The 17,487-nt window shown below is 63.8% G+C and carries 16 protein-coding genes and 1 tRNA gene; 7 read left to right on the plus strand and 10 right to left on the minus strand.

The features are described from left to right. Positions 1-88: 88 nt before the first annotated feature. The 4 genes from dapA (at position 89) to RAD16_RS29095 (ending at position 2,062) form a co-directional block, all read left to right on the plus strand. Positions 89-997, plus strand: a complete 909-nt coding sequence (dapA, locus tag RAD16_RS29080; RefSeq protein WP_458161258.1) for a 4-hydroxy-tetrahydrodipicolinate synthase — start codon at positions 89-91, stop codon at positions 995-997. 249 nt (positions 998-1,246) lie between these two features. After that, positions 1,247-1,441, plus strand: a complete 195-nt coding sequence (locus RAD16_RS29085; RefSeq protein ID WP_458161259.1) for a hypothetical protein — start codon at positions 1,247-1,249, stop codon at positions 1,439-1,441. A gap of 178 nt (positions 1,442-1,619) precedes the next feature. Next, positions 1,620-1,766 carry a hypothetical protein gene (locus tag RAD16_RS29090; RefSeq protein ID WP_458161260.1) on the plus strand — a complete coding sequence of 49 codons (147 nt, stop codon included), beginning with the start codon at positions 1,620-1,622 and terminating at the stop codon, positions 1,764-1,766. Between the two features lie 98 nt (positions 1,767-1,864). Then, on the plus strand, positions 1,865-2,062 hold the full coding sequence (locus RAD16_RS29095) for a hypothetical protein (RefSeq protein WP_458161261.1): 198 nt from the start codon (positions 1,865-1,867) through the stop codon (positions 2,060-2,062). Positions 2,063-2,137: 75 nt separating this feature from the next. Here RAD16_RS29095 and RAD16_RS29100 read toward each other — a convergent pair whose 3' ends face one another. Both RAD16_RS29100 and RAD16_RS29105 read right to left on the minus strand, forming a co-directional pair. After that, the gene (locus RAD16_RS29100; RefSeq protein WP_028150667.1) at positions 2,138-2,815 is read right to left on the minus strand and encodes a ParA family protein; all 678 of its coding nucleotides are present in this window, start codon (positions 2,813-2,815) and stop codon (positions 2,138-2,140) included. A gap of 524 nt (positions 2,816-3,339) precedes the next feature. Continuing rightward, positions 3,340-3,702, minus strand: a complete 363-nt coding sequence (locus RAD16_RS29105; protein WP_458161262.1) for a hypothetical protein — start codon at positions 3,700-3,702, stop codon at positions 3,340-3,342. 330 nt (positions 3,703-4,032) lie between these two features. Between RAD16_RS29105 and RAD16_RS29110 the strand changes: the two genes are divergently transcribed. Together RAD16_RS29110 and RAD16_RS29115 are read left to right on the plus strand one after the other, a co-directional pair. After that, positions 4,033-4,239, plus strand: coding sequence for an AEC family transporter (locus RAD16_RS29110; RefSeq protein WP_458161263.1), 207 nt, complete (start codon positions 4,033-4,035; stop codon positions 4,237-4,239). Beyond that, entirely contained in the window at positions 4,224-4,976 is a 753-nt protein-coding gene (locus RAD16_RS29115) for an AEC family transporter (protein WP_458161264.1), read from the plus strand. The genes RAD16_RS29110 and RAD16_RS29115 overlap by 16 nt, the downstream gene beginning before the upstream one ends. Positions 4,977-5,000: 24 nt before the next feature. Here RAD16_RS29115 and tenA read toward each other — a convergent pair whose 3' ends face one another. From tenA to RAD16_RS29135, 4 genes are all read right to left on the minus strand, one after another. Next, entirely contained in the window at positions 5,001-5,675 is a 675-nt protein-coding gene (gene tenA, locus RAD16_RS29120; RefSeq protein WP_458161265.1) for a thiaminase II, read from the minus strand. 245 nt (positions 5,676-5,920) lie between these two features. Continuing rightward, positions 5,921-7,930, minus strand: coding sequence for an acyltransferase family protein (locus RAD16_RS29125; protein ID WP_458161266.1), 2,010 nt, complete (start codon positions 7,928-7,930; stop codon positions 5,921-5,923). 541 nt (positions 7,931-8,471) lie between these two features. Further along, a tRNA-His gene (locus tag RAD16_RS29130) sits at positions 8,472-8,548 on the minus strand. 195 nt (positions 8,549-8,743) lie between these two features. Then, entirely contained in the window at positions 8,744-9,178 is a 435-nt protein-coding gene (locus RAD16_RS29135) for a phasin (RefSeq protein ID WP_458161267.1), read from the minus strand. Between the two features lie 586 nt (positions 9,179-9,764). Between RAD16_RS29135 and RAD16_RS29140 the strand changes: the two genes are divergently transcribed. Continuing rightward, positions 9,765-13,223 carry a PAS domain S-box protein gene (locus RAD16_RS29140; RefSeq protein WP_458161268.1) on the plus strand — a complete coding sequence of 1,153 codons (3,459 nt, stop codon included), beginning with the start codon at positions 9,765-9,767 and terminating at the stop codon, positions 13,221-13,223. Between the two features lie 33 nt (positions 13,224-13,256). Here RAD16_RS29140 and RAD16_RS29145 read toward each other — a convergent pair whose 3' ends face one another. The 4 genes from RAD16_RS29145 to RAD16_RS29160 form a co-directional block, all read right to left on the minus strand. After that, a complete protein-coding gene (locus tag RAD16_RS29145; protein WP_458161269.1) occupies positions 13,257-13,499 on the minus strand; it encodes a DUF1127 domain-containing protein in 243 nt (80 codons plus the stop codon). A gap of 219 nt (positions 13,500-13,718) precedes the next feature. Then, positions 13,719-14,891: a thiolase family protein gene (locus tag RAD16_RS29150; RefSeq protein ID WP_458161270.1), complete on the minus strand. Its 1,173-nt coding sequence runs from the start codon at positions 14,889-14,891 to the stop codon at positions 13,719-13,721. Positions 14,892-15,087: 196 nt separating this feature from the next. Continuing rightward, the gene (serA, locus tag RAD16_RS29155; protein WP_458161271.1) at positions 15,088-16,677 is read right to left on the minus strand and encodes a phosphoglycerate dehydrogenase; all 1,590 of its coding nucleotides are present in this window, start codon (positions 16,675-16,677) and stop codon (positions 15,088-15,090) included. Between the two features lie 16 nt (positions 16,678-16,693). After that, a complete protein-coding gene (locus tag RAD16_RS29160; protein ID WP_458161272.1) occupies positions 16,694-17,470 on the minus strand; it encodes an enhanced serine sensitivity protein SseB C-terminal domain-containing protein in 777 nt (258 codons plus the stop codon). Positions 17,471-17,487 lie beyond the last annotated feature (17 nt).

Raw genomic sequence — 17,487 nt, forward strand, 5'->3', positions numbered from 1 at the left:
ATCGCAGCAAATCCCGAAAACCCCGCCGCCTGGACGGGGTTTTTTCATGTGCCCTCCGTCTCAGGTTTTCACGAGAAGGAGATGGAACATGACCGGACTTGAAGAACATTTGCACGGACTGTGGCTGCCGCTGGTGACGCCGTTTCGCGACGGCCGCCTCGACGAGACGTCGCTGCGACGGCTGACACGGCACTACTGCACCCAGGCCATCGACGGCTTCGTCCTGGGTGCGACCTCAGGCGAAGGCATGACGCTGCGCGATGCCGAGCTGGAGCGGCTCGTTGCGGTGGTGCGGGACGAGATGGCGGCGGGCCACCGCAGTGTTCCGGTCTGCCTCGGCCTGTCGGGCGCGGACACCTCGCGGCTGATGGACCGGCTCGACGAGACCGCGGACTGGCCGATCGACTTCTATCTGATCGCGAGCCCCTATTACGTGCGGCCGTCGCAGCGCGGCTTGCTGGCGCATTTCGAGACACTCGCCGATCACGCCGCCTGGCCGCTCGCGCTCTACAACATCCCCTATCGCACCTCGGTCAACATCACCAACCAGACGATGCTGCGGCTCGCCGAGCATCAAAACATCGTCGGCCTCAAGGATTGCGGCGCCAGCCGCGAGCAGTCGATCGCGCTGCTGCGCGACCGGCCGAAGACTTTTCGCGTGCTGACCGGCGAGGATGCGAACTACCTCGAGGCCCTCACCGACGGCGCCGACGGCGGCATCGTGCTGTCCGCCCATGTCGAGACCGCGACGTTTGCGGCCGTGTACGCCGAAGTGAAGCGCGGCAACCATGATGCCGCGCGAGTGCGCTGGAACGAGGTCGCCGAGCTGACGCGGCTGTTGTTCACCGAGCCTAGCCCGGCACCCGCGAAGTATTGGCTGTGGCGCAGCGGCCTGATCGACAGCCCCGAAGTGCGCTTGCCGATGGTGGAGGTGAGCAGCGAGCTTGCGGCGACGATCGATCGCGAGATCGAGCGACGGATGAAAATCGCGGCGTAGTTTTCCCTCTTCGCGCGCACGCTGCCCCTTCTCCCCTTGCGGGAGAAGGTGGCGCGAAGCGCCGGATGAGGGGTCTCTATCCGCGCACATCGCAGCCACTGAATTCGCGGAGAAAGACCCCTCACCCGTCTCGCTGCTGACGCAGCGAGCCACCCTCTCCCGCAAGGGGAGAGGGAAGGAAGAGTCGTGCCCAGACCCAACACCTAACCCACCACGCACAACATCAGCTCAATCCGGAAAGATCGCCCCATGGGACTCCGTTTATGGACCCGCGCCCTCAATGCCTTCTCGCAATTCCTGTCATCCGCGGAGGCTTACAAATGGCCCGACAAATATCCGGCATCCGCGTGGCTGCGTCGCGACATCGGTCTTGGTGAAGAGGTGGTGATGCGGGAGCGGGATCGGATCGACGAGATCCGGCGTAGGTACAGCGGGTGGGTCTAGCGGCTGCGTTTCGCCTCTTACGGCGAAGGAATGACGGCGGCGGGTGTGGCGGCGCGGCGTGCGGCCTTGGTTAACCGCGGCCCAACTCCCTTCGCAGCTGCCGCATGGCGCATCCACGGCTCGTTTACGCAATCCGCCCTATCGTTTCGCCTCGACGTCCATCAAAGGGGGAATGACCATGGGACAACGCGTTCGCCCGACCGCGGCGGAAATCTTCGCGCCCGCCGATCTCTTGCAGGGAATTCTGGTGGTTTCGTCGTTCGGGTTCTGGGCGGTGATGCTCGGCCTGGTGCCGGTGCTGCTGTTTCGGGTCTGGCTGACCTGACAGCGCTTCCCGCGCACATGGTTAAACCGCCGTCACAAATGCGTTCGAAATGCGTGTGGGATCGCGAACCGGAATCTTAAAACATCTGGCCTAGCGTGATGCCCATAAGCGAAGAAATCGCGGGGGCGTTTGTGAATAGTCAGAATGAAATGGCGTCGCATTTCGACGCCGGACAGCGGAGCCTGTCCAACGACGAGAGCTTCACCACCGAAGACATTCTCTGGGCCGCCGGCATCTGGTCGGTGATCCTGACGCTGTCGCCGGTGATCGTGTTCTACATGCTGATGGTGGCGTAGCCACCATAGCCATCTCCAGAAACGCAAAACGCGCGGACTTCCGCGCGTTTGTCGTCCGGGGAATGATTGATGAAATTATGCCGCCTGCTTGTGCATTGCGCCGGATGCCGACGCCGTGCCGCGAATGGCTTTCACTGAACGCTCGATCGCCGCCCACAGCCTTGCAATTTCCTGAGCCGCACGGCTCTCGGCCTGATACTCACGCGCGCCTTCGCCGTGGCTGAGTGCCATCAACAAATCCGAACGATTGGTGATCTGACCGCCCCAGACCGGAGCGCGGAATTTCGCCAACGCCTCGCGGGCGATGGTGACGATCGGGCTTTCGGATTCGTCACGGCGCGCCGGCGCACCGTTGAGGACGACCGCATAGGGCTTGCGCGCCGCGCGGCACATCTGAATCGTTTCCTGCACCGCGTTGACGTCGAACACGCCGGGACGTGCCGGGATGACCACCATGGTCGCGTTCTTGATCGCGTCGTCGACGACGGCCGAGAGGTTCGGCGGCGTGTCGATCAACACCCATTCATAACCGTCGCGCTTGGCCGCGGAGACGATGCCGCTGACCGAGTTCACGGCCGCCTTGATCGGCGGTTCGTTGGTACCACGCAGCTTGTGCCACAGCGTGAGCGAGCCCTGCGGATCCGCGTCCACGAGCATCACCTGCTTGCTCGCCTTGATCTGCGCGGCGAGATGTGCGGCCAGGGTACTTTTGCCCGAGCCGCCTTTACGCGATGCGAAAACAATAACGTTCATACCCTTGGCCTCCAGATTGACCCCAGGCCGCGAAAATGAATCACCTCGCTGATTCGTGAAAGAAAAATTTACCGGGAGTTGCTTCGCAGCCACGAAATAACAAGGCGTGTTGGCTTTTGAGTCACACTGCTTCGTGCGACGACGGAAACGAACCGCAATGAAGCGCCTCTCGTGCGCGCAATCGTGCCTTTTTTGAGCAGCGCGATGGGAAAAAGCGGAATGCAACCTTCCCGCGTAAATCCTCCTCCGACTCTTTTCGGTCCGCGCATGGTCGTAACCGCCGCAAGCCCGCGCACGCGATGGCGAACAAAAGGAGTCCGGTAGCTGTCGCAAGGCTGATGCCGTGGCGTTTTGACTCAAGAGTGAACGGACACACACGCTCACGCCTCGCGCGATCGGAGGACATCACAGTTGCGCACGCATCCGTGCGTACAGAAGTCCGCACAGCGGACAGACGAAACGCAAATGCCCGGGGGGGAGCCCGGGCATTTCAGGTTTCAGAGAAGGAACGCGCTGTGACGCGCTCAGCCTTCGTCGGTTTTCTTCTTCTTGCTGGTCTTCGCCGTTGGCTTGGTGCTCTTCCTGGTGTTCGATGCGGCCTTGGGCGCGATGTTGGTCGGCCTGCCGGCGCGGGCCTGACCGGGCTCGGAGCCCTGGCGGAAGAACACCTTGCACTGCGGCGAGAGCTGCGCCTTCTTCTGGATCATGCAGGCGGTGATGGCATCGACGTTCGGCACGAACTCGCCGCACAGCCGCATCGCGTCCGGCGAGCAGGCCTGCTGCTCCTCCTGCGTATAGGCGAAGCTGACGCCCGGCTGGATCACGACGGCGAGGGCAATCCCGGCGACGGCAGCAACAACGGATCTTTGAGAATGAAACGCGGGCATCGATCCTCCCAAATTCGAGTCGGCCGGAGTGTGGGTGAACGGCGGTTCGTTGGCAACGAGGGCGGATGCGAAAGCTCGGAGCTGTGCGGTCTCGGCAACAGGCGGGTGATGATCGTCCCGAGGACCGTGCCAGGGGCTCGCTCGGCCCCTCCAATCAAAACCGCGAAAACAACCCCATGCACAGTAGCCATGTCCATGGCAACGCTACGGATTTCCCGGTGGCGCCTGCGGATTTTACGAAATCGCTTTGACTCGTCGGGCAAAACAGGGGCATACTGCCATCGTCGAAAAATGCGTGGGGTGGTCCGCTCCCCGTGAGCTGAGGGGCGCATGGCCACCATCTTGATCGTCGCGCCGGTGTTCGCCCTGATTGCGGCGGGCTATGCCGCGGTGCTGTTCCGCTTCGTCTCGGAGACCGCGCACAAGGGCATCTCCGAATTCGCCTTCAGCATCGCGATCCCCGCGCTGCTGTTCCGCACCATCGTCGTCTCGGAATTCCCCGACGTCAGCCCGTGGCGGATGTGGGGCAGCTACTAGGCGCGCTCGCGATCACCTGGATCGCGGCGCTGGCGATCTCGGCGCTGCTGCGCGCGCGGCGCGAGGACCACGAGGACGGCGTCGTGTTCGCGATCGGCTCGGTCTACGGCAACATCGTGATGCTCGGCATTCCCATGACGCTGTCGGCGCTGGGCAACGAGGCCGCAGGCCCGATGGCGCTGATCCTGTCGGTGAACACGCCGCTGCTCTGGCTCTGCGGCATCTTGCAGATGGAGCTGGTCAGCCAGAAGCGGACAGGCTCGCCGCTATCGGTGATCTGGCCGGTGCTCGCGGACCTCTCGCGCAACCCGCTGATGCTGGGGATCGGCTTCGGCGTGGTCTGGCGCTTCACCGGCCTCGGCCTCAACCCCGTCGTCGACCGCACCATCGAGCTGCTGGCGCAAGCGGGCTCGCCAACGGCGCTGATCGCGCTCGGCATCAATTTGTTTCGCTTCGAGGTGAAAGGCGAGAAGCTCAGCATCCTCGCGATGTGCGCGCTCAAGCTGATGGCGATGCCCGCCGCCGCGTATCTGCTGGCAAAGCTGCTCGGCCTGCCGCCGGTCGCCGCCGGCGTCATCGTGCTGTTCGCGGCGATGCCGACCGGCGCGAATGCGTACATCTTCGCGGTCCAGTATCAGCGGCTGGTGAACCCGGTGTCGGGCGCGGTGGCGCTGGGCACGCTGCTGGCGGCGGCGACGCTGCCGGTGGTGGTGCTGATCGTGGCGGGAGGGAGGTAGGACGCCTGACGATTTCCGCAACCGCTATTCAACACGCTGGCCCGCGCGCCAGGCCATCTCCCAGAAGTCCGCCTCGAGCCGGGAGGCTTCCTTGAAGATCGCAATCAGTTCGGCCTCGCGGGCCGGCGTGGCGTAGAGATCGGCGAGATGCTCCAAGTGCGCCCGCGCTTTGGCAGCGACCTCCTGGTACGGCACGCCGGCGTACTCGGCGATCCAAACGCGATAGGCGTTCGTCGCAGCGTCCGCGTTGGGCCGCGAGGCGAGCCGCGTTGCGATCTCCGCGTACCCGATCACGCAGGGGGCAAGCGCCACCTTGAGTGCCAGCAGATCGCCGCGCATTCCTGCATCGAGCACGTAACGTGTATAGGCCAGCATCTCGACCGCCGGTGGGGCTTGTTCGAGATCGGTCGGGGACAGACCCCAACCGGCGCAGAGCTTCACATGCAGGTTCATCTCGACATCGAGGATGGCCGACAGGCCGGCCGCTGCTTCACGCATGTCGGCAAGCGTGGGCGACTTGTAGACCGACAGCGCGTAGGCGCGAGCAAACTCGATGAGGAACAGGTAATCCTGAACGAGATAGTGACGAAACGCCGCTTCGGGGAGCGAGCCGTCCGCCAATCCGTTCGTGAAGGGATGCTCCGTGTAGGCCCGCCACTCAACGGATGCTTCTGTCTTGAGACGCTCGAAGAAACTCACGATCTTTTCCGCCCAGCTTGCTTGTCCATGAATGTCTTTGGCTCGCTACCGATATCGCATTGCGAACCGGGGAGCTATGGTGACGGGGGATAAATTGGCTTTGAGCAGTGTTGCGGATAGGGCGCTCCCACGCGTCGAAAGTTTGGTGCACTGCCACCATAATTCGTGTGCAATCCCTAACAGAGGCGCGGCCCGACAGATCGAGGGCGGAGTTTTGTGCGATGTCACCGCAATTGCGATTTGCGTCACTTCAACAAGAAATCAAGGAAGTGTACCTGCTGCTGTACGAAGACAGGACGCAAATGCGTGCGGTCTGAGAATTTTGGCTCGCCTGCTCCGAAGAACGGCGAACAGCTTTCGCCGTCACCGCAGATATCGGGAAGGGGATCGAGTAGCGTCGCCCCAGTACGCTCGCCGATGGCGCGCAGCTTGGCGTCGACTGCAGCAAGAGCAGCTCGCAGTTCTGCGATTGGTACGGCCTTCTCAACGTCCGGGGCAATTTGAAATCCGGCAAGGTTCCGCGCTACCATCTCGCTCGGATCGAAGCGACGGTGACCAGTCATCCCTAGCACAATGTAGACCTTCGCTCCCTCGCCCTGTAGCAAGCGCACATACTCTTCAAGATTGGCATAGAAGGCGTCCGTGCCCTCCTTTGTGTTTAAGGGCAAACGCCTGCCCTCTCGTTCGATCTGCATCCCTTCGGCGCTGTAGCCTTGCCAAGCAGCGCCCAGCACCACTGATTGCACCTTCTGCCGCCGCACCAGGCCGATCAATTTATCTGGCAAGTTGCTGCATGCCGCGAATTTGTCCTGCTGGATCACCTCCGGCACTGGAGGGCAGCGCGGGCCTGTTACAAAGTAGGCGTTGGCTGCAAGTTGCCCTTCGTCGGCCAATTGCTGCACTCGAGGCCCGTAGTGAAACAGGACGCTATCGCCGCTTAACGCCACCTTGCGCGCGCCATGGCCCAGATGGGCTACGAAAGTCCAGTCGTGATCTGACACCTCCATGTCGCTGGTTGGCTTGAAGTCGGCATCAAGTCTTGCATCGCCGATCTTCCGCACGTCGACGCCGGGAAGCGGCGGGAAACGTTCTGGGAAACCAACCTTGGTCCAGACGACCAGTCCGCAGGCTCCGAGCGCCGCCATGGAAGCAGCGACGATCTGGGTACGACGGTGGCGGTGTGCGCCAAAGCGGACTGGAAACTCGATAAAGCGGTAGGTGGCCCAGGCCAGCAGGAAGCTAGCAGCCACAAGCCCCAGGGCCATCAGGGGCGTCGGCGGCTTATTCAGACGAATGACATAAGCGTAAGAGATGAGTGGCCAATGCCAGATGTACAGCGGATAGCTTATCAGTCCGACGAAGACGGCAGCACGGTTGGAGAAGAAAATACGGTTCGCGGTCGCCTCGCGCCCCGCCAAGATCAACGCAACCGCACCCGCCACAGGTAGCAAAGCGAGCCAGCCTGGAAAGCGTAAGTCTGGCGTGAAGAACGCTACCGATGTTAGCAGGGCGGCCAAGCCAGCAAAGGAAAGCCAGGACCGAACCTGGGACGTGAGGACAATCGGACGCCACCAAGCCAGACCCGCCCCGGCTAGCAGCTCCCAGAAACGTGAGACGGGTAGGTAGAAATCGTCGGAGATATTGGTGATGGACAGAGCGACGTTGACTGCGAAGGAAACCAGGAACAACACCGCGAGCAGTCGGCCCACGTTTGCCTTCATCTGGACGGCCGCCCATAGCAAGGCCGGCCAGAAGATATAGAACTGCTCCTCGATACCCAAAGACCATAGATGCAAGAGCGGCTTAAGGGTGGCGGCGGTGCCGAAATATCCGCTCTCGCTCCATAGCGCTATGTTGGAGAGGAAGCCTGCGCCGAAGAACACATGCTTGCCCAGCTGTGCCAGCTCGGACGGCGTCAGGGAAACGAAGCCATAAGCCAACACGGCGAACAAGCAAACGGCAAGCGCCGGAAAGATACGCCGGATGCGCCTTCCATAGAAGGAAGTGAACGAAAAGCTGTGCTCACCCACTTCGGTGAAAAGTATTGACGAGATCAGGAAGCCTGAAATGACGAAGAAGACGTCGACGCCCACGTAGCCGCCGCGGACTACGCTCGGAAAGGCGTGATAGAGGACTACTGAAAGTACGGCAAAGGCTCGCAGCCCATCGATGTCCGGCCGATAATGGATTGTTGTGGGATACACCACCCAATCACCGTCTTGGTTATAGGGCGACGAAGCATGCCGTCTCGACAAGCGTTGGATCGATGCACACTGTCGTCCCTCGCAAATCACGTTCTCCCGCATTGGGTGAGAGCAGAACTCATCTCGCTTGTAAATTGAGCATACACGGAAACACTGCGAAAACTTTGGGTCCCCTTTTCGGCAAGGGGTCCTAATTTGACGGTCGAACCCCGACCGATTTCAAAGCTTCTCGGGTTGAAGCCGCCGCCGCCAAGCTCACGGTTGCGTTGTGTGCTCTATAGCGTTCGGCTGTATTGAGCCTCTGCGCGCCTTTGGGTAACGTACGTCAATTGCTCACCGAGGCGCGCTGCTGCTTCATGCCTTGGGGCATCTGCCGGGAGCTTCAGATGGGCTTCCCGCTTCACGCCATAGAGGCGCTGGTACTCCTCGCGGACGTCCTCTGGAATGCCCTTACGTGCAAGCACCGACCGTCAGCAGACCGACCTAACCCAACCATCCGCAACGCCATTTGTGCAGCCTTTTGTATTTTAGGCGGCGCAGATCCTGTTGGTCTGTCAATAAGATGCTGAGAAAGCGGAGCTATCCGCAACAGTGGTACAGTTGGGTGGGCTCGAACCACCGACCTCCTGTTCCACAGACAGGCGCTCTAACCAACTGAGCTACAACTGCATCCTTGCGAGCCGCCTTTGGGCTGCCTGAAAAGGCCTGACGCCGAGGGGGCTGGACGGGGCGGAAACTAGGTGCAACGGCTGCGTTTGGCAAGGCCGCTGCCGGGCTAAAATCCGGCCAAAATCACCTTATTCCAGAACAAAACCCGGGCCCCTAAGGCCCGGGTTTCTTAACTTGTTCGATCCGCCGGTTTGATCAGGCAGCGGGCTTGTAGAACTTGGCGGCGGAGGCCTTGATCGGCTCGGCGGTCTCGTTGGCGATGCGCTGGCTGAGCTCGACCAGCTCCTTGGCCTGGGCCTGGAAGGTCTCGAGCTGGGTGCGGGCATGGCCGGTCCAGAGCGAGAACGCATCCGACGGCGACTTGGCGCCGAGCAGCTCCTGGGCGAAGTCCAGCGAGGCCGAAGAGTTGGCCTTCATGAACTCGACCAGCTTGGCGGTGTATTCGCTCGCGCCCTTGTTGGCGCAGGTGAACACAGCCTCGACGGTGCCGTTATGGGTTTCGGCGGCGTCCTTGAACTTGGCGTAGCTCTCGCGGGCCTGCGAAACGCCCTTCTCGGCGAACGCACGCATCTGCTCGGGGACCTCGAACGGAATGATCGAGGCAGAAAACGGATCAGTCGCACCTGTCATGGTTGTCCCTCAACGCTAATGAAAAATGGATGAGCCTTCTGACGCGCCCGCCGGGCCAGCCGTGTCTTTGACCGAAAGACGGTGACGGGAACGAAGACTGGATACGCGAAACAAAACGATTGGCTCGCCCAGCACCAGCGTTATCCCTGCGCATCATGTCAACATTGTGCATCGCAATGCGATCCATGCAGTGCGATGCAAATTTAATCCCGGAGAGGATGAGGTTCCCGGGCAGGGGAACTCTGGGTTGAGGTAGCGGGGTGGTGTATTGATGGGTGTCTTGGCGCTGCTCTCTCCGCTCCTCCCCCTTGGGGGGAGGGAACGCACCTATGTCGGGGTTGCTCAGCGAGTTTCAGCCAAGTCGGACCGACACCGCGAACCCCCGCCCCCCACGAATCCTGCGGATGCGACCGGGCTGCGGCTTGCGGGTGTGGGCGGATTAAGGTTATCGCGGCTTTGGGCCGCCGGTCAGGCCGGGGGCCGTGGACCTGCCCGCGCCTGCGCGCGATACTAACCCTTTCTTAAGGCTGCCATTCCCGGCAACCACCCGCCAAAGACGACGACAGCGAGACGCGAAGCCGGCAGGATGACCAGTTCGGATTTCCAGTTGCGAGGCGTGGGCGATCCCCGGCTGGCCGTGCACGCGACCTCACAGCTCGCCACCTGGCTCTGGTCGATCGACGGCACGCGCGTGCTCTGGGCCAACCCGGTCGGCGTCAGGTTCTTCGGCGCCGCCAATGCCACGGCGCTGGCCGGGAAGATTTTTGGTCCGGCCGACGCCCATCGCCGCCAGGTCGCCCGGCTCGCCCGACAACTCCCGGCGAACGGCGCCATCAGGCTGGAACGTCTGCGCGGCTTCGGCGCCCGGCTCGGCACGCTGATGACCTGCGCCTGCGCGCGGCTCGACTTTGCCGATGGCGGCCATGCCGTGCTGGTCACCGCGATGGATCCCACGGGGCGCACCATGCCGCTGGTCGAGCGGCTGCATCGCCTCGTCGACGGCGCAAAAGTGCCGATGGCGGCGTTCGCGCCCGACGGCCTATTCGCCGGCGCCAGCGAGGCGGCCCGTCCCCTGCTCGGCTTCCACGATCTTAGCGAAGCCGGCCTCGAACAGGCGCGCAGCGATGCGCTTGCCCACGGCCGTGTCGAGACGCCGATCGGCATCGGGAAGCTGGTGCTGCAGCGGGTCGGCGCCGGCGACGATGTCGGCCTGGTCGCGCTGATCGAGCCGGCCGTGCAGCAGGCGGCTGCGACGGCGGATGTCGCGCTTGAGGCAGTTGAAGACGTCGCGCGCGAGGAGATCGTTCAACCTCCTGCGTCGGACGCTGTGCCGCCCGCACCTCCGGCTCCAGTGCCCGATTATGCGCAGCCTGCGCTGTCGAACGAGGCGCCATCCGAAATCGCGCTGTTCGACGCCTTCGCTGATCCGGTCGAGACGGTTGCGCCGGCTGAGACGATTGCGCACGAACCTCCGGCGAGCGAGCCGGCGGCAGAGATCGTAACGATTCAGGACGCGGCCGCAGAGCCCATCCAGGACCCGATCCCCGAGACAGCCGAACCCGCGCCAAAGACTTCGGTTGATAACCCACTGGCAGCCATCGTGCCGCCTCAGCCTAAGCCGATCACGGCAGCCATGGCCGAACCGCTGCCGGGTCCCGCAGAGCCGCCCGCACCGCGTCAGCATCCGCTGCGCTTCCTCTGGCAGATGGATGCGGAGGGCCGCTTCGTGCTCCGCTCGGACGAGTTCATCCGCCTGATGGGCGCGCACACCGCCGCGGGCTTCGGCCGCCCCTGGCGCGAGATCGCCGATGCGTTTTCGCTCGATCCTGATGGCCGCGTCGCGCAGGCGCTGGAGAGCCACGACACCTGGGCCGGCATCACCGTGAACTGGCCCGCCGATGGCGGCGAGCATCTGCCGGTCGAGCTGGCGGGCCTGCCGATCTATGACCGCGAGCGCAATTTTTCGGGTTTTCGCGGCTTTGGCGTCTGCCGCGATCTCGACGGCCTCAACCGGCTCGATGCGCTCCGCCGCTATGAGCAGTTCGTCGAACCGCCGGCGGCGCAGAGCCTGTCCGCCGAGATCGTCGAACCGGAGTCCACCTCCGCGCCGGAGCCGCCTCCGCCGGTCGAGCCGCCTGAGCCTGAGCCCACACCAGAGCCTGTCGCTGAACTGCCCGAGCCCGTCACCGACGCGAATTCACACCCAACCGAACCGGAAACGCCAGTGGAAACGCCTCCCAATGTCGTACCGTTCCGCCCAGCCGGCGATGTCAGATCACCCGGTGATCAGAGATCGCCGACGCTGACGCCCGTCGAGAACAGCGCGTTCAACGAGCTCGCCCGGCAACTGTCCGAGCGGCTCGAACGCGAGCGCGAGACCATCGCGGCCGCTGCATCCGAGCCGCCGGCCGCGGAGATCGAACCGCAGCCGCCCGAGCCTGAAGCTGAGGCACCGCAGGCTGCCGCCGAATGGCTGACCGAGCCCGCCCCGCTCGCGCATGGCCACAGCGCGCGTGACCGCGCGCTGCTCGACCTGGTGCCGACGGGTATGCTGATCTATCGGCTCGACCGCCTGCTCTACGCCAACCCCGCCTTCCTCGCGCGCATGGGCTACGCGAACTTGCGCGCGCTGGAGGATGCCGGCGGGCTCGATGCGCTCTATGTCGAGCCGGGCGTGTCGTCGGCCAGCAGCACGTCGCAGGGCGGCACGCCGGTGACGATCAGCGCGGCGTTTGCAAACGGCGAAGCGCCGCTGCCGACGACCGAAGCCCATCTGCACACGATCGACTGGGACGGTGATAGCGCGCATGCGCTGATCTGCGATCTGCCCGCCGCTGTCGTGGCTACGCCAGCGATCGCCGCGCCGCCTGTGATCGCCGACCCCATCGTCGCGGAATCCTTCCCCTTCGCGCCCGAGCTGGAATCCCAGGCCGGCGATGCCGATGCGGAGGATCTCGCCGCGATCCTCGACACCACCGCCGAGGGCATCGTGATGTTCGATGCCGAAGGCAACATCCACGCCTGCAACCGCAGCGCCGAGGCGCTGTTCGGCTATGACGGCCAGACGCTGCTCGAGCAGAATCTGCTGACGCTGTTCGCGCCGGAGAGTCAGCACGTCGTCATCGACTATCTCGAGAACCTCAAGAACCAGGACATTTCGAGCCTGCTCGACCACGGCCGCGAGGTGCTGGGCCGCGAGAAGAAGGGCGGCGTGCTTCCGCTCGCCATGATCATGGGCCGCACCCGGCCCGACGGCCCGAACTTCTTCGCCGTGTTCCGCGATCTCTCGCAGAGCAAGAAGGGCGAGAGCGAGCTGACGCAGGCGCGCCGCCTCGTCGATGGCGCGGCCAATGCCAAGGCCGACATGCTGGCGCGGATCAGCCACGAAATCCGCACGCCGCTCAACGCCATCATCGGCTTCGCCGAGGTGATGATCTCCGAACGCTTCGGCACGCTCGGCAACGAGCGCTACGGCGAATACATGAAGGACATCCGCGCCTCCGGCGAGCGCGTCATCGCCATCATCGACGATCTCCTGGAGCTGTCACGGATCGAGACTGGCAAGCTCGACCTCACCTTCGCCAATCTCAACCTCAACGACCTGGTCGAGGCCTGCGTCGTGGTGATGCAGCCGCAGGCCAATCGCGAGCGCATCATCATCCGCACCTCGCTCGCGCATGCGCTGCCGCAGGTGAGCGTGGACGCGCGCGCGATGCGGCAGATCACGATGAATTTGATCTCGAACTCGATCCGGCTCGCCAGCGCCGGCGGCCAGGTCATCGTCTCGACCGCGATGACCGACCGCGGCGAGATCGCGCTGCGCATCCGCGACACCGGCCATGGCCTCAGCGAACGCGAGGTCGCCGCCGCGATGGAGCCGTTCCGCACTCCGCCGCCCGGCGATGCCTCGGACAATTCCGCGCTGAGCCTGTCGCTGACGAAGGCGCTGGTCGAAGCCAACCGCGCCAAGTTCAACATCAAGAGCGCCGGCAATTCCGGCACGCTGATCGAAGTGGTGTTCGCGCCGGCGCTCGCGGGGGCGTAAGGCGGTCTGGATAACTGCCCCGACCCGCGGCCACTATTCGGCGGATCGGATGCCCCGGGGGTCGCGCCACTGGTTCGAGGCGACGTAGTCGATCTCGCCGCGCGTGGTGCCGATATCCATGAGCTCCCTGTCGCTCAGATCGCACAGGTCGGCCCGCAGCCGCTCGCGGCTGCGCCATTGCTGAAATGCATGCCAATATCGCTTGAAGAAGCTGGAAACGCGCCGCGCCCTTGTCGCGGTCCGTCCTGATCCTGCTGCACCATAGGTTATGCTCATCACAGCATCTCCCCCGGGTGTTGCTTTTCATCGGATGTGTGTGTCAGGCCATGCGAGATAATGCTCGGCATTCGGCTGACTTGTGCATGGTACTCTGCCGCGGTGTTCCCCAATGTGAACAGGTTCACATGAACGGTACGGTTTTCGCCGACACGTGCGAAATGAAAAAGGCACGGCGCGCCGCAAGCGCCGTGCCTTTCGCTAGTCCAGGCGTTCAGATCAGCTGTAGATCTCGAACAGGCCGGCGCCGCCCTGGCCGCCGCCGATGCACATGGTCACCACGCCCCACTTGGCCTTGCGGCGCGCGCCTTCCTGCAGCAGGTGGCCGGTGAGACGGGCACCGGTCATGCCGAAGGGATGGCCGATCGCGATCGAGCCGCCGTTGACGTTGTACTTGGCGGGATCGATGCCGAGCTTGTCGCGCGAATAGAGGCACTGGCTGGCGAAGGCCTCGTTGAGCTCCCAGAGATCGATGTCGTCGATCTTCAGGCCGTGGCGCTTGAGCAGCTTCGGCACGGCGAAGATCGGGCCGATGCCCATCTCGTCGGGCTCGCAGCCCGCCGCTGCCCAGGCAACGAAACGACCGAGCGGCTTGAGGCCGCGCTTCTCGGCGTCCTTGGCTTCCATCAGCACCACGGCGGCGGCACCGTCGGAGAGCTGGCTGGCGTTGCCGGCGGTGACGAACTTGCCGGGACCCTTCACCGGCTCGAGTTTTGCCAATCCTTCCAGCGTGGTTTCAGGGCGATTGCACTCGTCGCGATCGACCACGTAGTCGACGATCGACTCGGCCTTGGTCGCCTTGTCGACCACTTTCATCTTCGTCTTCATCGGGACGATCTCGTCCTTGAACTTGTTGGCCTGCTGGGCCGCGGCCATGCGGCGCTGCGACTCCAGCGAATATTCGTCCTGGTATTCGCGGCTGAGCTTGTAGCGCTCGGCGACGATGTCGGCGGTGTCGATCATCGCCATGAAGATGTCGGGCGCAGTCTTGAGCAGCTCCGGATCGATCGTCTCCTTCGGCGTGCCGCCGCCGGGCATCGAGATGCTTTCGACGCCGCCGGCGACGATGCAGTCGGCGCCGTCGGAGCGGATCGAGTTGGCGGCCATCGCGATGGTCTGGAGGCCCGAGGAGCAGAAGCGGTTCACCGAAACGCCGCCGGTCGACTTGGGCAGGCCGGCGAGCAGCGCAGCCTGACGGCCGATATTCGGCGCGCCGTGGGCGCAATTGCCGAGATAGCAGTCCTCGACATAGTCCTTGTCGACGCCGGCGCGATCGACGGCGTGGTGGATGGCATGCGCAGCCAGCGACATCGGCGGCGTGATGTTGAACCCGCCGCGGCCGGATTTGGCAAGGCCCGTGCGCGCGTAGGAAACGATGACGGCTTCACGCATTGTTTTCTCCCTTTCGAACATTGGTACGGAGGCGTCCTGAACACCATTGGTACACAAAGTTTGGGGATCGCGGGAGAGATAATGCGCCGCGCCGCATCAACAAAAACGCCGCCCTCGCGAGAAGGGCGGCGTTGTTCCGCAGGTCGGAATATATGATGGCCGTCATTCCGCGAGGCGCGCGCGCCCTGCGGACGCCTCAGAACTTGAGCGCCTTGACCTGCTTGACCTGCGGCAGCGCCTGCACCTTGGCGAGCACGTCCGCCGGCACCGCGCCGTCGACCTCGACCAGCGCGATGGCATCGCCGCCCTGCTCGACACGGCCGAGATGGAAGGTCGCGATGTTGATCTTGGCGTCACCCAAAAGGCCGGCGAAGCTGCCGATGAAGCCCGGCTTGTCCTCGTTGGTGACATAGATCATCGACTTGCCGAACTCGGCATCGACGCGGATGCCCTTGATGTCGACCAGCCGCGGCTTGCCGTCGTGATAGACGGTGCCGGAGACCGAGCGCTCCTGCCGTTCGGTTGCGACCGTCACCGTGATCAGGCTCTCATAGTCGCTCTGGGCGGCGCGGACGATCTCGTCCACCACCATGCCGCGTTCCTTGGCGACGACGGGGGCGGAGACCACGTTGACCTCGCCCAGCATCGGCCGCAGCAGGCCCGACAATACGGCTGACGTGATCGCCTTGATCTTCATCTCGGCGACGTGGCCCTCATAGGTGATTACGACCTTGAGGATGCCGCTCTCCGTGAGCTGGCCGGCAAACGAGCCGAGCTTCTCGGCGAGCGAGATGAAGGGCTTCAGCTTCGGCGCTTCTTCGGCGGTGATCGAGGGGAAGTTGACGGCGTTCGAGATCGCGCCGGTGAGCAGGTAATCCGACATCTGCTCGGCGACCTGGAGCGCGACGTTCTCCTGCGCTTCCGTGGTGGAGGCGCCGAGATGCGGCGTGCAGATCACGTTGGGATGGCCGAACAGCACGTTGGAGGTCGCGGGCTCCTCGACGAAGACGTCGAAGGCGGCACCCGCAATGTGCTTGGAGTTGAGCGCATCGACCACCGCCTGCTCGTCGACGAGGCCGCCGCGGGCGCAGTTGATCAAGCGCACGCCCTTCTTCATCTTGGCGATCGCGGCCTTGTCGATGATGTTCTTCGTCTTCTCGGTGAGCGGGGTGTGCAGGGTGATGAAGTCGGCACGCTTGAGCAGATCATCGAGATCGACCTTCTCGACGCCGATGTCCTTGGCGCGCTCCGGCGACAGGAACGGATCGAACGCAACGACCTTCATGCGCAGGCCGAGCGCGCGATCGGCGACGATCGAGCCGATGTTGCCGCAGCCGACCACGCCGAGCACCTTGCCGGTGATCTCGACGCCCATGAAGCGGTTCTTCTCCCACTTGCCGGCCTGCGTCGAGGTGTCGGCCTGCGGGATCTCGCGGGCGAGCGCCAGCATCAGGGTGATGGCGTGCTCAGCGGTCGTGATCGAATTGCCGAACGGCGTGTTCATCACGATGATGCCCTTGGCGGTCGCCGCCGGGATCTCGACATTGTCGACGCCGATGCCGGCGCGGCCGATCACCTTGAGGTTGGTGGCCTTCTCCAGGATCTTGGCGGTCGCCTTGGTCGCGGAGCGGATCGCGAGGCCGTCGTAATTGCCGATGATCTCGGCGAGCTTGTCCTTGTCCTTGCCGAGGTTCGGCTGGAAGTCGACCTCGACGCCGCGATCCCTAAAGATCTGAACGGCGGCGGGAGAGAGTGCGTCGGAGATGAGAACTTTCGGCTTGGACATGGGATTCTGCCTGCTGTTAGCTGAAGAGCTTTTGGAAGAAGCCGCGCTTGACGGCGGGGATGGGAATTCCGGTACGCAAGGTCGATGCGAGTGAGCTGTCCTCGAGCGGCACGGCGTCGAGCGGCCGTCCCTTCAAGACATCGCCGGCGACGGCGCGATTGATCGCCGCCAGCACGTTCGACCACGATCCCTCGTGATCGACGCCGAGCATCCAGGTCTGGTCCGGATGCCCGGCCCGCGCCGCCAGCATCAGCCAGGCGCCGCGGATGGATTTTTCCGCGCTGAACTCGCGCGAGAGCGCCGAGATCAACTCGTTCGGCACATCGCTGGGATGGCCGAGCAGAAGCTGCTCGCCGGCAGGAATCGTGATCGTCTCGGCGCCTTCCTCGAAGTGTCCGGCGAGCAGCCGTTTCACCTCGGCAGGAGTGAACTCCTTGCCGTAGTCGGAGCCAGGATTGAGCACGTAGGATGCCTCCGGGTAGCGGCCAAACAGATCAAGCGTGCGGTCGGGGGCGACGATGTGATCGCCACTGAACCAGGCACGCGCCCGGGAAGGCGCAGTGAAGAAAGGAAGGAGCCGCTGCTCGCCGCGCATCGCGCTCGGCAGAGTGAGCTTGGTTCCTTCCGGAACGATTGCATTGCCGTCCGGCGCCGGTTCGAGCCGGCCCGCTTCGGGCACCAGCACCATGACGATCTCGGCATCCATCAGCGCCCGCGCGAAGGCCGGACGTTCCGACGGCTCCTGCGCCGCACGCATCAGCATGCGCTCGATGTCGTTCTCGGGTTCGAACATGACGGGCCTGTGGAGAT

It is taken from the genome of Bradyrhizobium sp. 18BD, from assembly GCF_054185225.1.

Coding starts and splice junctions, on each gene's coding strand:
- RAD16_RS29140 (WP_458161268.1), top strand. CDS start 9,765: ATGACCAGTTCGGATTTCCAGTTGCGAGGCGTGGGCGATCCCCGGCTG.
- RAD16_RS29085 (WP_458161259.1), top strand. CDS start 1,247: ATGGGACTCCGTTTATGGACCCGCGCCCTCAATGCCTTCTCGCAATTC.
- RAD16_RS29095 (WP_458161261.1), top strand. CDS start 1,865: ATGCCCATAAGCGAAGAAATCGCGGGGGCGTTTGTGAATAGTCAGAAT.
- RAD16_RS29110 (WP_458161263.1), top strand. CDS start 4,033: ATGGCCACCATCTTGATCGTCGCGCCGGTGTTCGCCCTGATTGCGGCG.
- dapA (WP_458161258.1), top strand. CDS start 89: ATGACCGGACTTGAAGAACATTTGCACGGACTGTGGCTGCCGCTGGTG.
- RAD16_RS29145 (WP_458161269.1), bottom strand. CDS start 13,499: ATGAGCATAACCTATGGTGCAGCAGGATCAGGACGGACCGCGACAAGG.
- RAD16_RS29100 (WP_028150667.1), bottom strand. CDS start 2,815: ATGAACGTTATTGTTTTCGCATCGCGTAAAGGCGGCTCGGGCAAAAGT.
- RAD16_RS29090 (WP_458161260.1), top strand. CDS start 1,620: ATGGGACAACGCGTTCGCCCGACCGCGGCGGAAATCTTCGCGCCCGCC.
- RAD16_RS29150 (WP_458161270.1), bottom strand. CDS start 14,891: ATGCGTGAAGCCGTCATCGTTTCCTACGCGCGCACGGGCCTTGCCAAA.
- serA (WP_458161271.1), bottom strand. CDS start 16,677: ATGTCCAAGCCGAAAGTTCTCATCTCCGACGCACTCTCTCCCGCCGCC.
- RAD16_RS29105 (WP_458161262.1), bottom strand. CDS start 3,702: ATGCCCGCGTTTCATTCTCAAAGATCCGTTGTTGCTGCCGTCGCCGGG.
- RAD16_RS29160 (WP_458161272.1), bottom strand. CDS start 17,470: ATGTTCGAACCCGAGAACGACATCGAGCGCATGCTGATGCGTGCGGCG.
- RAD16_RS29135 (WP_458161267.1), bottom strand. CDS start 9,178: ATGACAGGTGCGACTGATCCGTTTTCTGCCTCGATCATTCCGTTCGAG.